Here is a 13,693-nt window from a genome sequence, read left to right on the forward strand (position 1 = left end):
GGCCTGCGGCTACGGCGGCCAGGCCCCGGTCTGAGTCCGGCCGCGGCTACAGCACGCCGCGCGCCTTGATGTCGAGGTAGCGGTTGACGGCGGCGAGGCTGAGCTCATCCGGCTGCACGTCGAGCATCTGCACGCCGCCGGCGCTCACCTTGGCCTTGAGGGACTCGCGGTCGGTGAGCAGCTCGCTGGCCACGGCCTGCTGGAAGGCCTGCTCGGGCCCGGCGGGCTCGGTGCGCAGCAGGGCCGCCAGCGCGGTGTCCCGCACGGACAGGCACAGGGGCACGTGCCGCCGCGCCAGCCGGTGCAGCGGCGCCACCATGGTGGCGGCCTGCTCCTCGTCGAGGAAGTCCGTGAACACGCACAGCAGGCTGCGCCGCGTGAGGCGTACGTTCAGCTCCTTGAAGAGCGCCAGGTAGTCCACGTACGTGAGGCTCGGCGTGGTGGAGTAGAGCGTGTCCAATATCTTCCGGTACTGGAGGCGGCCCGCCGCCGGAGGCAGGTACGCCTTCACCCCGTCCGCGAACACGGCCAGCCCCACCCGGTCCCCGTTGCGCACCGCCACGAAGGCGAGGAAGAGCGCCGCGTTGACGGCATGGTCCAGCTTGGTGAGCCCGTCCACCTGCGCCGCCATCGAGCGCCCCGCGTCCACGCAGATGAGGATGGACTGCGAGCGCTCGGACTCCATCACCCGCGTCACGGGCCGCGTGCGGCGGGCGGTGGCCTTCCAGTCCACCTCGCGCACCGAGTCTCCCTGCGCATAGTCCCGCAGCCGCGCGAACTCGCTGCCCCGGCCATCCCGGCGCAATTGCCGCAGGCCCAGGTTCACCAGGTCCAACGCCGCACCGGACAGCAGCAGGCGGCTGGCGCCCCGCAGGTCCGGGAACACCGACACGTTCTGGGCCGAGGGGAAGTGCCGCTCGTGGAAGACGAGCCCCAGCGGTCCGCGCACCCGCACGTGCACGTCTCCGAAGGCGAACTTGCCGCGCTTGGAGGGGGACACCCGGTACACCCAGCGCGTCTGGCTGTCCGGGGGCAGGTGCAGCGGGGCCTCCTCGGGGGTGGCGGTGAAGGACTCGGGCACGTCGTCGCGTACGCGTACGTCCACCGCCTGGCCGCCGCGGTGCACCAGCAGCAGCTCCACCTTGTTGGGCGCGCCCACGGACAGGCGGGTGGGCAGCTTCCGGCTCACCTCCAGGCGCACCCGGCGGGCCAGCAGGAAGTCCACCCCCGCCAGCGCCAGGGCGAGCACATCCAGCACCAGCACCACGCCACCGAGGCCCGGGAAGAATCCCGCCGCCATCATCGGCACGGCCAGCAGGCACAGCAGCACCCACAGGCGCCCGGTGGGAATCACCGGGGGACCTCGACGGACTGCACCACCTCGCGCAGCACGTCCGAGGGCGTGGCCCCATCCAGCTCCGCGTCCGGCGACAGCAGCAGGCGGTGGCGCAACACGGGCCCGGCGAGGAAGCGCACGTCATCCGGTGTGACGAAGCCCCGGCCGCGCAGTGCCGCCAGCGCCTTGGAGGCCAGCAGCAGGTGCACGCCCGCGCGAGGCCCCGCGCCCAGGCGGATGCGGCTGGAGGAGCGCGTGGCCGCCACCAGCTTGCGCACGTACGAGAGCACCGGCGGCTCCACCGTCACCTCGTTGAGCGCCGCCCGCGCCGCCAGCACGCCCTCCTTCGTCACCGCGGGCCCCACGCCCGCGCGCGCCAGGTCTCCCGAGTCGAAGCCCCGGTGCACCGAGGCGAGGATGGCGTCCTCCTCCTCGGGGGCCGGGTAGCCCACGTCGATCTTCAGGAGGAAGCGGTCGAGCTGCGCCTCGGGCAGCGGGTAGGTGCCCTCGGACTCCACCGGGTTCTGCGTGGCGAACACCGTGAAGAGCGGGGAGAGGGGCATGTTGCGGCCCTCCAGCGACACGCCGCGCTCCTGCATGGCCTCCAGCAGCGCGGACTGCGTCTTGGCCGGGGCGCGGTTGATCTCATCCGTCAGCAGCAGGTCCGTGAAGATGGGGCCGCGCACCAGCACGAAGGCCTGGCTCTTCAGGTCGAAGATGCTGGTGCCCAGGATGTCGGAGGGCATCAGGTCCGGGGTGAATTGAATGCGCTTGAAGTCCGCGCTGACGGCGCGTGCGAGCGCCTTGGCCATGAGCGTCTTGGCCACGCCGGGCACGCCCTCCAGCAGCACGTGGCCACCGGCGATGAGGCCCACGAGCATCAACTCGAGCGGCTCGTCCTGGCCGACGACGGCCTTGCGCACCTCGGAGAGCACGCCCTCGCGGATGGCGTGGGCGGCGGCCACGGCGTTGCTGGCGGGAGTGGGGGCGAAGGTGGAAGTCATGACTCCTCGGGGGTCGAAGCAGCGAGCGCGCGCGAGGGCGGCCCGGAAGGATGGATGCGCTGGCGCAGCACCGCGGCGCGGCTGGCCAGGTGTTTCAAGTCGCCCTCGCCGGACACCGTCTCGGCGTCGCGGACCACGGCGCGCAGGCCGTTGGCCAGGTCCTCCCGCCCGCGTGCGGCCAGCCCCTCGGCGACGGACGAGGCGGGGGCGTGGGCGGGAAGGCCGGCGTGCAGGGCCAGCTCCTGGGTGAGGCCGCGGGTGATGAGGCCGGCGGCGAAACCATGGTGGCGGCCCTCGCGGTACAGGCGGCTCATGGCGAAGAGGGCGTCCGTGGCCCCCACGCGCATGGCCTCGGGCGGCGCGCGCGGGCGGCCGAAGCGCTTGAGGGCCACCGCCCACAGGCACAGCCCCAGCAGCAACTGCCCCACCGCGAAGTGCAGGCCGTAGCGGCGGGCGAAGTCCACCACCGAGCGCTCGTTGGTGAAGCCGTGGTGGTGCTCGTCGAATTCGTAGGGGCCCGGGCCCAGGGCACTCAGGGCGCTCAGCCAGAACTGCGCGTTGTCCGCCCGCGCGAGCGCCTGGTTCATCGCCAGCTCCGGCGCGCCGACCACCAGCACCTTGCCCGCGCCGTAGGGCACCACCGCCGCCACCGTCATGCGCAGCGGCTCGTCGGCCAGCACCGGCACCGCGCCCTTCTCGGGCAGCTCCAGGTAGGCCTGCACCTTCGCCTCCACGCGCTCCACGCCCAGCGTGTACGGGCTGGAGAGCGGCGGGACGAGCGTGCGCATGGGCAGCGAGGTGTCCGCCTTGAAGAGCTTCACCCCGAGCGCGTCCAGCAGCGGGTTCTCCTTGGAGCCCCACGGCACGTAGACGAGGGTATTGCCCGCCTTCACATGCTCGAGCAGCTTCTCCGTCTCCTCCTCGCTGAGCTCGGGGACGTGGAGCCGGTTGAATCCGTGGCGGGGGACGTCCTCATCTTCCAACCCGTCCTCGCGTCCGGCGGCGAGCGCCGTCTGGTCCGGGTCATCCTCGCGGGCGTCTTCCACCTCCACCGCGAGCAGTACCGGAGAGCCCGTGCCCTTCTGGAGGATGCGAAAGTCGGCCGTCCGCCGGACGGCGGGGAGTCCACTCTCCTGGGCGAGCAGGAAGAGGCCTCGGGCCCCATCGGGCTGGGCGCGCCAGGTGGAGAGGGTGTCGGCGAAACCGCCCCGGGCCGCGCCGCGCACCAGCCACGAGCCCAGCACGGCCGTGACGATCAATCCTCCCACCACGAGCAGCGGGAAACGGTCACGCACCGGCGGCCTCCGGGGTGGCGGGGGTGGGGGTCAGCATCGGCGCACACAGCGCGCGGAAGTCGCGGTAGCCGTCGGCGCCCACCGGCAGGTTGCCATACCAGGCGAAGTCGAAGCGCAGCGTCAGCTCGCGGAAGGAGGGCACCCACTCGCGGCGGCTGCGGAACTGGCGCAGGTAGTCCCAGTTGCTCAGCGTGGTGTCGTAGTGGATGACGCCCTCGCGGTGCAGGCGCGAGAGCAGGGCGAGGTACAGGCTGCGCACCGCCTCGCGGTACTCGCCCCGGGCGGCCAGCTCGTCGGCGAGCTGGGCCCAGCCCTCGGGGGGACGGGCCAGGGCGTTCATCGGATCCGCCGCCAGGGTGGACGCGTCCCGGGTGCTCACCTCGAGCCGCGCGTCCTCTCCGGCCTTCGCCTTGCCGAGCGCGCGCAGCAGCACCAGCACGAGCACCACCAGCGCCGCGGCGATGACGACGACCACCACCGCGTTGGACAGCGCCTGGCCTCCGCCGCTCGGGAAGTCGCGGACCTGGGAGGGCTGCTCCGCGTTGCGGAAGAGCTTCTCGAGCACGTCCAGCAACCACTTCATGAACTGCTGCCAGAGGCCCGATGGGGGCGCCTCCTCGGGCGCGTCCTCCTGGGGGGCCTCGGGCTCGGGCACCTGGAACTCGGCGCGCGCGAGGATGTCCCGGGCCCGCGCCTGGGCCGCCCGCGCATCCGCCTGCTGTTTCTCCTGTTCCGCCGTCTGCGCCGCCAGGGTGATGCCCTGCTCGAGCCGGTTCAGGGCGCCGCAGTCCTCGTTCTCCAGGACGTCCTTCTCCACGTCGCGCACGAGCCGCTGGAACTTCAGGGCCTCGGTGGGGCTCAGTGAGTCGAGCGTCTGGCGCCAGCCCTTCGTCGCGGGTGCCTTCAGGTCGCAGTACCCGGCCAGCTCCTGGAAGCTCCGCTCCGTGTCCGCGCGGGACGGGGGCTTCACGGGGGCCTGTGCCCGGGCGGGCATGGCCAGGAGGCTGGTGCCCAGGACGGCGAGCAGGACGAGCACCGCGCTCCGGGCCTCCATGCGAGCGCCGGTGCTCCGGGTGGGGAGCTGCTGCACGGCGGCCATCAAGTCCAGGCCCTCCTGGCGCACCCGCCCATCCACGAGCAGGAGCGTGGCGGTGGCGGCGCGCAGGGGCTCGAAGAGGGTGAAGGTGACGGCCGCGAGGAAGACGACCCAGGCGGAGTTGTCCAGGGAGGCGAAGCGCTCGGCGAAGGTGAGGTCGATGCCGATCAGCTTGCGGCCGACGTAGAGCAGGGCGTTGGCGGCGATGTGGAGGTTGAGGAAGGCCAGGAACTGCACCAGCAGGAGGATGCGCACGCCGGAGGCGCCTCCCCGTGCCGGACCGAGCAGTTGCGAGCACAACCCGTACAAGCCCAGGGGGCTGCCGCGGCCCTGCACGGTGGCGGCGTAGCCCACCAGGTGCGCGGACATGAAGAAGAAGGCGAAGCCCAGCGTGACGCCGAGCGAGAGCACGTTGAAGGTGAAGAGGTACGCCACGGCGCACAGGAGGCTGGGCGTGCGGGCCAGCGCGGCGCGCATCGAGGCCCACGCCGTGGGCTCTCCGGGGCCGTGGCCGAGCACCAACTCCTGCACGTGGTGGCAGGCGGCGCCCTGGAAGAGACCCCGGGCGAGCCACGCCAGGGTGAACCACAGTGCGGGCAGGGCCAGCGAGCGGTTGTGGGTGATGGCGTCCGTCAGGTGCAGCAGGGCCGCGGTGACGAGCGCCCCGCCGGGCAGGGTGAGGGCCCAGACGCCGGAGCTGCGCACGCACACGCGCAGGCCCGCATCGAGGATGGCCACCGCTCCCCGGGGCCGCAGTTCGAGCGCGGAGACGGCCATGTCAGAGCCCCGAGGCCATGCGCGAGAGGAGCAGCACGCCGCCATAGAGGACAGCGGCGCCGATGAGGGCGAGCAGCATGTTGCCCACGGTCCATTCCCGGCGCTCGGCGGGGCCCTCCAGCGCCTTGGTGCGCTTTTCGAGGCAACTGGCGCACCGGTTGATGCCCTCGAACTGGGTGGTGCACTCGCGGCAGATGACGCGGCGGCACTCCACGCAGATGCCGAGCCCGGTGCGTTCCGGGTGGTAGTGGCAGCGGCCCGAGCCCTGAATCATGGCCCCAGCCTACGCAATCCCGGGCGGCGGGTACCAGCGGCTCGGAGGGCTACTTCACGGGGAAGTAGCCCACGGTGATGGCGATCTCCTGGCCCTCGGGGGACAGGACGTAGTCGAGGAAGGCCCGGGTGGCGCCGGTGGCCTCCTTCGGGAGATAGAAGTAGAGGCGGCGCGAGAGCGGGTAGGAGCCGTTCTGGATGTTCTCCGGAGTGGGGGCGATGGCCTCGCTCCGGGCGTCCTTCTTCACCCTCAACTCCTTGACCCGTCTGGCGTACGCGGCGCCGCCGTAGCCGATGCCGTTGCGCTCCTGGCCCACCGCGTTCACCACCGCCGCGGTGCCGGGCAACGTCAGGGCCCGCGAGGTGAAGTCCTCGCCGTCGAGCACCTCGTCCTTCACGAAGACATAGGTGCCCGAGGAGTTCTCCCGCGAGTAGACGACGATGGGCGCGTCGTTGCCGCCCACGTCCTTCCAGCGGGAGAGGTCGCCCAGGTAGATGGCCTTGAGCTGTTCGATGGTGAGTGCCTCCACCGGGTTGCTCTCATGGACATAGAAGGTGATGCCGTCCAGGGCCACGGCGAGCTCCACGGGGCCGGCGGGGTGGCGCTGTTGTGCCATCTGCCGCTCGGCGTCCTTGATGGGCCGGCTGGACATGGCGATGTCCGTGGTGCCGTTGATGAGCGCCGCGATGCCCGTGCCCGAGCCGCCGCCCGTCACCTGGAGCTTCACCTCCGGGTGCAGCTTCATGAACTGCTCGGCCCAGCGCTGGCCGAGGAGGACCATGGTGTCCGAGCCCTTCACCGTCACGGTGCCCTGGAGTCCCGGCGTGGGGGACGGTGGGGTCCCCGCGTCGTCTCCAGCGGACCCGGAGGGACGCCTGCATCCGGACACCAGGGTGAGGAGCACGAGGGCGATGAGCGGGCGGTACTGCGTTCTCATGGGGCGAGGATACACATCTATCCGTCCTGCAACGGACGCCGCCGCCGTCCGGTGGGAGGTTTTCCGGTGAGAAGGCGGCGGTGGGTCCGCTACAACCGCCGCTCCCGACGAGACGGAGGAGAACGGCATGGACTTCATCGGACAGCTCTCGCAGCAGCTTGGCGTGGACTCCAACCAGGCGCAGGGGCTCGCGGGCTCGCTGCTCAAGCTGGTGCAGGGGACCGTGAAGGAGAAGATGGGGCCGGAGGCGGCGGACCAGATGGGCCAGGCCATTCCCGAGATGCAGGGGTGGCAGCAGCAGGCGCAGACGCAGCCGGCCGCTCCGCCGGAGTCCGGTGGCGGGCTGATGGGCGCACTGGGCGGGCTGGGTGGACTTCTCGGAGGCCAGGGCCAGCAGTCCGGCGGCGGTGGAGGCGGGCTGATGGGCGCGCTCGGTGGCGCCGTGGGTCATGCGGGCGAGATGGCGGGGGTGGTGGCGCTGCTGCAGCGCTTCAACCTCGACGCGGGCAAGGCCTCGCTGGTGGCGCCGTTGCTGCTCAACTTCCTCAAGTCCCGGCTGGATCCGAAGCTGGTGGGGGGCATCCTCGCGGTGATGCCGATGCTCGCCAACCTGGGCGGTGGGGGCGGCAACACGCCGGGCGGTGGCGGTGGCCAGGGCGGTGGAGGCCTGGGCGGGCTGCTGGGTGGCCTCATCCGCTGAGCTGACAAAAGGAAACGCCCTCCCGCGGAACCTCACGCGGAAGGGCGCTCCTGTCATCGGCGTGTGTCTCAGAGCAGCGTGTACACGCGGACCGTGCTCTCCCCGCCCTTGGGGTGGACCGCGCCGAAGTACTGGCCCAGGAAGGTGCCGTCGACCGTGTAGTAGCCGTCAGGGACCGAGGAGCCGCTGTTGTTCTTGAGCGTCCAGGAGCCCGTGAACTGGAGGGACTCGCCGGGGGCGAGCACGGCCTGCACCGGCGCCGGGTCGAAGGTCTTGCCGTTGGACCAGGTCCAGACGGTGGTGCCGCTGGAGTTCTTCGCGCTGAAGTCGAAGCTCTGCCCGTTCTGGAAGTCGAGCGTCACCGGGTAGGAGGCGGTGTTGGTGACCGTCAGGGTCAGGGCGGCCGGGGACGACGACAGCTTCGAGTACGAGCTCTTGTCCGTGGCGAACGTCACCTCGAGCGGATCCGGGGTGAAGAGGGAGACGTCCTGAGTGCCCGTCTTGGCGCCGCTCCGGCCCAGGTAGTTGCCCAGGAAGGTGCCGGTGATGCTGAAGGTGCCGTCGAACACCCCGGCGCCCGCGTTGTCGGTGAAGGTCCAGGTCTCCTGGATGACCAGGGTCTCGCCCGCGGCGAAGGTCTTGCTGGTCGAGGAGCCGAACGTCTTGCCGTGGGACCAGGTCCAGACGGCGGTGCCGTTGGCGTCACGCGCGGTGAAGTCGTACTTCTGGCTGGTGGAGTAGGAGGTCGTCACGGGCAGCAGGGAGGTGTTCTTCACCTGCATCGTGATGAGGGCCTGCTCACCGCGCTCGTAGGTGGCCTTGTCGGTGAAGACCGTGACCGTCAGGGGGTCGGCGGCCGCCGGGAACGCCACGAGCGACACGAGCAGTGCAAGGGTCCACACCGGCAGCAACGATGCAATCCGAGTTGTTCCAATCCGCATGAGGGTATGGGCTCCGTTCAGGAGGGGGGGTTGTGACCTGTCATTGGTGCCGCGATGACGGATTGGATCGCGTTCCGAGAAAAACCTCCTGGTGTTCCGGGAGCGGGTGGGATGATGGCCGCAACCGGAACCGTCCTGTCATGAGCCAAACAGTCGCAGAGCTGCCCGAGCACGCGCGGGCCATCGTCGCGGAAGAGGAGGCGCTCCTCGCTCGCGTGCTCGCCTCGGTGGAGGCCGCGAGGCAGCGGAGCGGCAACCGCACGCAGGAGACGCAGGGCCTCGTGGCCCAGCTGCAGGTGCTGCGTGACGAGGCGGCGACCGCGCCCGTGGCCGACCTCCCGCACCTGCTGCACCAGATGACCCAGGCGCGGGCGCTGCTCGAGCGTCAGGAGACGGCCCAGTTGCCCGAGGTCAGTGCTCCCTATTTCGCGCACCTGCGCGTGGAGGGGCCCGCCGGCATCCGGGACTACCTGCTGGGCCGCACCAGCTTCGCGGATGCGTCCGCCGACGTGCGCATCATTGATTGGCGCTTCGCCCCGGTGGCCCGGGTCTTCTACCGGTATGGGGAAGGGGACTCCTATGAGGAGTGGTTCGGCGAGCGGCTGTCCGAGGGGACCGTCGAGGTGCGCCGGCTGGTGGTCATCGAGCGCGGGCGGTTGATCCGCATCCAGTCCGGCACGCTCGTGCTCGTGCGCACCCCCGAGGGCGTCTGGCGGATGCCCGGCGCCGGGCCTGCTTCCCAGCTCGCGGGGGGAACGGGGACGGCGGTACGGCCGGGCCAGCTCGGCGTAGGGGAGGGGGCTGCCCGGCGCGAGGGAGCGCTCGATGTCACCGCGCTGCTCGACGCCGAGCAGTTCGAGGCGGTGAGCGTGGCCGCGGACGAGCCGCTGCTCGTCCTGGGGAGCGCGGGCAGCGGGAAGACGACGGTCGCCCTGCACCGGCTCGCGAAGATCGCCTTCGACGATCACGCGCGCTACCCCGAGTCCCGGATGAAGGTCATCGTCCCCGAGGAGGGTCTGGCGCGCCTGTCCCGGCGCCTGCTCGCGCCGCTCGGACTGGAGAAGGTGTCCGTCGAAACGCTCGATTCCTGGGCGGCCACGGCCGCGCGCATCTCCTTTGGCGCCAAGGCCATCAAGCTGTGGGAGGAGCCGCCGCCGCTCGTCTCGAAACTCAAACGCCACCCGGCCCTGCGGCTCGCGCTCGCGGCCCGCGTGGGGGTGCTCAAGTCCTCCGCCACCACCCTGCCGCGCCTGCGCAAGCGGCTCGCCGAGGTCTTCACCGACCGGCGTTTCCTGGAGGGGGTCGTCTCCTATTCGAAGGGGGACCTGCCGCTCACGGCCGTCGACGAGACGGTGCGCCACACGATGCTACAGATTGCCACGCCGCTCGCGCGCGAGCTCGAGGGGGTGGACCCCGATCGTCTCCAGACGCTCGATGGCAAGTCCCTGGAGAGCGACACGCCCGACGAGCTGGCCGGCACGTTGGATGTGGAGGATCTCCCGCTGCTGCTCTTCCTCCGGGCGCAGGGGGGGAACCTGGGTGCCGTGGGGCGGTTGGTGCACGTGGTGCTGGATGAGACGGAGGACTTCTCCCTCTTCGAGCTGTTCGTGGTGGGCAAGCTGCTGGGCGAGGCGCGGAGCTGCACGCTGGCGGGGGACGAGATGCAGCAGACCTCGACGAGCTTCGCGGGGTGGCAGGCGGTGCTCTCGGAGCTGGGCATCCGGGACGCGGCCACGTGCCGGCTCCAGGTGTCCTACCGCTGTCCGAGGCCGGTGACCGAGCTGGCGCGCAAGGTGCTGGGCACGCAGGCCGCCACGGCGGCCCCCCAGGCCGGCCGCGAGGGGGCGCCCGTGGGGTTCCACCACTTCCCGGACGAGGCCCAGGCCCACCTCTTCATTGGCGAGGCGCTGAGAGATCTATTGGAGCGCGAGCCCCATGCCTCCGTCGCCGTCATCGCCAGTGGCCCCGACCAGGCGCGGACCTTCCACCGGGTCGTCGCGGACCAGTCCTGGGCCCGGCTCGTCCTGGAGGGGGACTTCTCCTTCGAGCCCGGCGTGGATGTGACGGACGTGGACAACGTCAAGGGGCTGGAGTTCGACTACGTCGTCATCCCGGACGCCACCGCCCGCGTCTACCCCGCCCATGACGAGGCGCGGCGAAGGTTGCACATTGCCATCACCCGGACTTCCCATCAGCTCTGGGTTGTCTCGTCTGGGGTCCGGTCGCCCCTGATTGTAGAAAAATCGTTTTGAAGGAATTTGAACATTTGTGACAAACTGTAGGCGATGATGGAGCACCGCCCACAGTTGCTCTCACGGCTGTCCAGATGCCGGCCGGAGCAGCTGGTCCCCGGGATGTTCCTGGAGGCGGCGCTGGCGTCGGTGGCGGCGCGTGCCTCCGCGGAGGTCGCCGAGCGGGCCCGGCGGGAGATCACCCAGGGCGAGCGGCTGGTGGAGAACTACCGCTACCCGGTGGCCTGGATGCTGGGGATCCTCGACATCATCGGGCAGGACGCCGAGACGCGGGGCGTTACCTACGGTGAGGCCATCTACCTCACCGGGCGTGATGCGGGGCTCGCCTATGTCCGCAGCGCCGTGGGCCGGATGAGGGCCCTGGTGGCCTCGGCGTCCGGAGTGCACCGCACCCTGGAAGGCATTCCGAGCGCCGCGTCCGTGGCGGTGAACTTCGGTGAGCATTCCTACCGCCGGCTGAGTCCCAGCTCCGGCGAGCTCGATCTTCAAGCAGGATCTGATTGGCCTCGGCTGGAACGCGGGCATGGTGATCGCCAGCACTTCCGCCGCTCTCTCGATGGGCCCGGACGTCTTGAAATTCGAGGCCGTCACGACCGACGAGGATGCCAGCAGTTTCCTGCTTCGGATCCGCTGGTAGTTCCCGGCCCTTTCACACAAGACAGGAATTGGACCCCTGCGGGCCCGGGGTGTCTGAACGTGTATTCCGCGCCAGCCATTGTCTATTCGGAAAGTCCAGTGAGGGCTTCAATTCCTATCGCGGCGGCGCGGGGCGCGCACGCAAGGAATTGAAATCACGGCGCGCTCCGGGCGGACACGAGGGGATCCTGGAGTTGCGCCCGAGTCGCGGTACTACGGAGTTGGACTCGAAAGTCAATGACTTCCATTAGGGAACTTGACGAGGTTCGGCCCGGTGTGTTTCCTCACAATGCAAGGGATTGGGAGCCAAGGGGAAATCCATGCACGCTTTCACGGAACGGTTGATGGGTCATTCACCGGCGGTCTCGGGACCGGTCACGGGTCCGTACTCGGGGTATTCACTGCATGGCCCGGGTGGAATCCAGGTGGTGCTGCCCGAGCAGGGCGTGGTGCTGGGCCGGGCCACGCAGTTGAGCCCCACGGCGGTGTGGGCGGATCCCGGGAACACGTTGGGCGTGCTGTCGCGTGAGCGGACGCTGACGGTGTGTCTGGACGCGGGTGGGACGGCCATCGGCCCGCTGGTGGGCGAGCCGCGCTGGAGCGAGACGGGCGCGCGGGGCTCCGCGCTGGGCATCCAGTTCGTGGGGGTTTCCTCGGAGCAGGGGCGGCAGATCCTGAGCGTGCTGGAGGACGCCGTCGTTCGCGGCAGCGCCCAGCCGGAGGCCTCGCCCCTGCCGGTGCAGGAGGAGATCTCCGGGCTCGAGCGCATCGAGTCCATCCTCACGGCCATCTCCGCGATGAACAACCGGGGCGTGCTGCGCCGGGCGGGGCGGACGGTGCGGGTGATGCTGGAGCGGCTGGATTCCGAGCGGGGCCTGCTGCACTGGCGTTGCACCGAGCCGGGCGCGGAGTGGGGCCAGCCCACCTATGAGATTGAAGTGGTGGGCTACAACTCGGCCTACCGGATGCGCCTGGAGGGGTCCGTTGCCCAGGACGGCACGCTGGTGACGCGGCTGCCCGAGCGGCTGTGGCGGGTGCGTCATCGCGCGAACCGCCGCGTGGCGGCGCCCGAGGGGCTGCGTGCGCGCTTCGATCACCCCCTGTGGAAGGAGCTGGGACGGCGCGAGCGCGCGGTGGCCGACCTCTCGTTCTCCGGTCTGGGCCTGTGCGTCGGCTCCGAGGACCTGGTCTTCCCCGGCCTCTTCCTGATGCTGGAGCTGGAGCTGGCCGATGGCGAGTGTCTCTACCTGAGTGGCGAGGTGCGTCATGTGTCGCCCGCCCGGAATGACGGGCGGCGGGTGGCCGGTCTGGAGATCCGTCCGCGCACGGAGAAGGACGCGGCGCTGTGGACGCGCTTCGTCTCCCAGACGCTCAGCCCCGCGACCCGCACCAGCGAGGACCATCTCGGGCCGCTGTGGGACGTGTACGACGCCTCGGGCTACTTCAACCTGGCGAGCAAGTCGGCCGAGCACTTCGCCGAGCTGCGCCGGAGCTTCGTCGACCTCGGGCAGCGCGCGGCGCAGCTTCCGCACCTCATCTGCCAGACGGTGTGGCCGTCGGAGCGCGGGGTGGAGGCGTCGTTCTCCACGCTCAAGGCCTACCGTCACTCCTGGCTGGTGCACCAGTTGGGGCGGCGGCCCGGCAAGCCCAACGAGCCCGTGGCGCCGGGGCAGATCCTCCGGGACGTCTACCTGCGCACGCTGGAGCACGCGCAGTCGGATCCGGAGTTCAAGTGGGCCTTCTGCTACGGCGAGTCGACGGTGCCGTGGATCTACCGGACGCACGTGCGCTTCGCGCAGCGGACGCAGGGCACCGGGCAGAACCTGGTGATGCCGCTGCGGATGATGGATGTGGAGTGCCATGAGCTGAGCGGGCATTCCGCGGGGGACCTGGACATCGGGCCGGCGTCCATCGGGGAGAAGTACCTGCTGGCGGGGGAGATCGCCCGCACCCGCCCGGCCTGCTACGTGGAGGCGCTGGACTTCACCCGGGAGCGTCTGGAGTTGTGGGGCGTGTCGCGCGCCTGGCAGGGCGCGGGGCTGGAGCGGGAGCGGCGGATTCTCGTGGCGCGCCGTCAGGGCGTTCCCCTGGCCGCGCTGGTGCTCGAGCTGGGGCACCCCGGGACGAACCTCTTCCGGCTGCTCGACTCCGCGCGCCTGTTCCCGCTGGCCCCCGAGGGGAAGCGGAGCGCCTACGTGGCGCTGCTGGACGAGGCGCGCCGCTGGTTCGCGGCCCGGGGGCGCGGCTCCTTCGTCTTCCTGTGCGAGGACGATGGGGCCTACGCGCAGACGGCCCGTCTGCATGACGACCCGGCGACGCAGCCCATCCTGTGGATCATCCCCGCCTCGCAGGTCCCCGAGTTCCTGGAGCACGTCAGTGAGCAGTCCGTCGGACGCTCGCGCTCCAACCCCAATCACTGATTTCCGTTTACCGTTTCGAGGAGCC

The 13,693-nt window shown here is 70.7% G+C and carries 10 protein-coding genes and 1 pseudogene; 4 read left to right on the forward strand and 7 right to left on the reverse strand.

Features of this window, described 5'->3' with window-relative positions:
- Window positions 1–46 precede the first annotated feature (46 nt).
- The 6 genes from ACN28I_RS44795 to ACN28I_RS44820 are packed head-to-tail and all read right to left on the reverse strand — an operon-like array spanning window position 47 to window position 6,719.
- Window positions 47–1,354, reverse strand: a complete 1,308-nt coding sequence (locus tag ACN28I_RS44795; protein ID WP_420947991.1) for a DUF58 domain-containing protein — start codon at window positions 1,352–1,354, stop codon at window positions 47–49.
- Window positions 1,351–2,340, reverse strand: coding sequence for an AAA family ATPase (locus tag ACN28I_RS44800; protein ID WP_420947992.1), 990 nt, complete (start codon window positions 2,338–2,340; stop codon window positions 1,351–1,353). The genes ACN28I_RS44795 and ACN28I_RS44800 overlap by 4 nt, the downstream gene beginning before the upstream one ends.
- Window positions 2,337–3,635, reverse strand: a complete 1,299-nt coding sequence (locus ACN28I_RS44805) for a DUF4350 domain-containing protein (protein WP_420947993.1) — start codon at window positions 3,633–3,635, stop codon at window positions 2,337–2,339. The genes ACN28I_RS44800 and ACN28I_RS44805 overlap by 4 nt, the downstream gene beginning before the upstream one ends.
- Complete coding sequence (locus tag ACN28I_RS44810) at window positions 3,628–5,508, reverse strand: DUF4129 domain-containing protein (RefSeq protein ID WP_420947994.1); 1,881 nt, start codon at window positions 5,506–5,508, stop codon at window positions 3,628–3,630. The genes ACN28I_RS44805 and ACN28I_RS44810 overlap by 8 nt, the downstream gene beginning before the upstream one ends.
- A 1-nt stretch (window position 5,509) precedes the next feature.
- Window positions 5,510–5,782 (reverse strand): hypothetical protein, encoded by a 273-nt coding sequence (locus ACN28I_RS44815; RefSeq protein WP_420947995.1) that lies wholly within the window; start codon window positions 5,780–5,782, stop codon window positions 5,510–5,512.
- 49 nt (window positions 5,783–5,831) lie between these two features.
- The gene (locus ACN28I_RS44820) at window positions 5,832–6,719 is read right to left on the reverse strand and encodes a phosphate ABC transporter substrate-binding protein (RefSeq protein WP_420947996.1); all 888 of its coding nucleotides are present in this window, start codon (window positions 6,717–6,719) and stop codon (window positions 5,832–5,834) included.
- Window positions 6,720–6,816: 97 nt separating this feature from the next.
- Between ACN28I_RS44820 and ACN28I_RS44825 the strand changes: the two are divergent.
- Window positions 6,817–7,419: pseudogene (locus ACN28I_RS44825) on the forward strand (DUF2780 domain-containing protein); the annotation flags it as partial.
- Between the two features lie 68 nt (window positions 7,420–7,487).
- Here the strand turns inward: ACN28I_RS44825 and ACN28I_RS44830 are convergent.
- On the reverse strand, window positions 7,488–8,321 hold the full coding sequence (locus tag ACN28I_RS44830) for a BsuPI-related putative proteinase inhibitor (protein WP_420948836.1): 834 nt from the start codon (window positions 8,319–8,321) through the stop codon (window positions 7,488–7,490).
- A gap of 179 nt (window positions 8,322–8,500) precedes the next feature.
- On the opposite strand from ACN28I_RS44830, the gene ACN28I_RS44835 reads away from it, so the two are divergent.
- The 3 genes from ACN28I_RS44835 to ACN28I_RS44845 all read left to right on the forward strand — a co-directional run bounded on the left by ACN28I_RS44835 (window position 8,501) and on the right by ACN28I_RS44845 (window position 13,668).
- A complete protein-coding gene (locus ACN28I_RS44835; protein ID WP_420947997.1) occupies window positions 8,501–10,612 on the forward strand; it encodes an ATP-binding domain-containing protein in 2,112 nt (703 codons plus the stop codon).
- A gap of 36 nt (window positions 10,613–10,648) precedes the next feature.
- Window positions 10,649–11,401 carry a TIGR02265 family protein gene (locus ACN28I_RS44840; protein ID WP_420948837.1) on the forward strand — a complete coding sequence of 251 codons (753 nt, stop codon included), beginning with the start codon at window positions 10,649–10,651 and terminating at the stop codon, window positions 11,399–11,401.
- 167 nt (window positions 11,402–11,568) lie between these two features.
- Window positions 11,569–13,668, forward strand: a complete 2,100-nt coding sequence (locus ACN28I_RS44845; RefSeq protein WP_420947998.1) for a hypothetical protein — start codon at window positions 11,569–11,571, stop codon at window positions 13,666–13,668.
- Window positions 13,669–13,693 lie beyond the last annotated feature (25 nt).

This window comes from Archangium gephyra (assembly GCF_049060025.1).
Lineage (GTDB): Bacteria > Myxococcota > Myxococcia > Myxococcales > Myxococcaceae > Archangium > Archangium gephyra_A.

What these genes read in the sequence shown, in the direction of transcription:
- ACN28I_RS44800 (WP_420947992.1), bottom strand. Translation starts at nt 2,340, where the DNA reads ATGACTTCCACCTTCGCCCCCACTCCCGCCAGCAACGCCGTGGCCGCC.
- ACN28I_RS44810 (WP_420947994.1), bottom strand. Translation starts at nt 5,508, where the DNA reads ATGGCCGTCTCCGCGCTCGAACTGCGGCCCCGGGGAGCGGTGGCCATC.
- ACN28I_RS44815 (WP_420947995.1), bottom strand. Translation starts at nt 5,782, where the DNA reads ATGATTCAGGGCTCGGGCCGCTGCCACTACCACCCGGAACGCACCGGG.
- ACN28I_RS44820 (WP_420947996.1), bottom strand. Translation starts at nt 6,719, where the DNA reads ATGAGAACGCAGTACCGCCCGCTCATCGCCCTCGTGCTCCTCACCCTG.
- ACN28I_RS44835 (WP_420947997.1), top strand. Translation starts at nt 8,501, where the DNA reads ATGAGCCAAACAGTCGCAGAGCTGCCCGAGCACGCGCGGGCCATCGTC.
- ACN28I_RS44840 (WP_420948837.1), top strand. Translation starts at nt 10,649, where the DNA reads ATGGAGCACCGCCCACAGTTGCTCTCACGGCTGTCCAGATGCCGGCCG.
- ACN28I_RS44845 (WP_420947998.1), top strand. Translation starts at nt 11,569, where the DNA reads ATGCACGCTTTCACGGAACGGTTGATGGGTCATTCACCGGCGGTCTCG.